Raw genomic sequence first — 1,317 nt, forward strand, 5'->3', positions numbered from 1 at the left:
GCATATACTGCCAAATGTTTTCTTTTTTGATTCAATGATTATTTATGTCATCTATCAAAAATGACACCATGAAGTTAAGATCTAGCTCACTTTTTACAGATTAAAATCATAACCTTAGTCGTATTTAACTTAATAAATTAATGAATTTGTCGATACTATGAGTTATTCAATGACGTCAGCATCGCTAACTAAGGACAGTTAAACATGGCTACGATTTTAGACAGTGTGAATCAACGGACCCAACTTGTAGGTGAAAATAGGTTGGAGTTACTGATCTTTAAACTCAACAGTCACCAACTATTTGCCATCAACGTATTCAAAGTTAGAGAAGTCGTCAAAGTGCCTACTTTAAATTGTCTTCCGGGTTCTCACTCACATGTAAAAGGTGTTGCTTCAATTCGTGGAACGTCAATCCCAGTGATCGATTTACGCGCCTCTATTGGTATGAGAGCAACAGATGTTAATGAACTGAGCAACCTGATCGTCACTGAATACAATGGTAGCGTACAAGCTTTTTTAGTTGGTCAAGTAATGAACATCGTGAACATGACATGGAAAGATATTCAACCACCACCCGATCAAGTAGGTAAAAACAACTTCCTGACTGCTATCTGTCAAATCAAACGTAAAGATGAAAACCAGTTGGTAGGCATTATTGATGTAGAAAAAGTGTTGGCGAACATCATTGACTATAATATTAAGATCTCAGATGAGTTACTAAATAATGAAGTTAGCCAGCAATTACAAGGTCACAAAATACTGATTGTTGATGACTCACCGACTGCTCGCAATCAAATTAAATCGACTTTAATGCAATTGGGTATCGAAGTGGTTGAAGCAAAAAACGGGCAACAAGCTTATGATCTACTCGACCAATGGTGTCATGAAGGAAAAACAATCACAGATGAAATACTTATGATGTTCACTGACGCTGAAATGCCTGAAATGGATGGTTATCGTCTGACACATAAGATCCGTCACGACCCACGTATGGCTGACTTATATATAACGTTAAATACATCGTTAAGTGGCAGTTTTAATGAAGCAATGACAATAAAGGTCGGTTGTAATAGATTCATTTCTAAATTCCAACCTGATCTTATCGTTGAAGTGGTACAGAATCGATTACTTGAAAAGATAGCGAGTTAATTAATGCTCGATAAACTCTCTCAAATGCCAATAAGGCAATTCATTTTGCTTTATTGACCTTTGATAGAGTTGAATTTACTACTCAATGAGCAACCATAATTAAAAACACACTAAGCGCAATAATAATAGCACTCACTATTAATAACACTTCAAATACGTGCTCTGACA

The 1,317-nt window shown here is 36.0% G+C and carries 1 protein-coding gene; it reads left to right on the forward strand.

All coding sequences use genetic code 11. From position 1 onward, the window contains the following. The first annotated feature begins 204 nt into the window (after window positions 1-204). Complete coding sequence (locus E5A76_RS11745) at window positions 205-1,149, forward strand: chemotaxis protein CheV (RefSeq protein ID WP_161119048.1); 945 nt, start codon at window positions 205-207, stop codon at window positions 1,147-1,149. Window positions 1,150-1,317: the final 168 nt, after the last annotated feature.

The sequence above is a fragment of the Photobacterium lucens genome, from assembly GCF_009873615.1.
Taxonomy (GTDB): domain Bacteria; phylum Pseudomonadota; class Gammaproteobacteria; order Enterobacterales; family Vibrionaceae; genus Photobacterium; species Photobacterium lucens.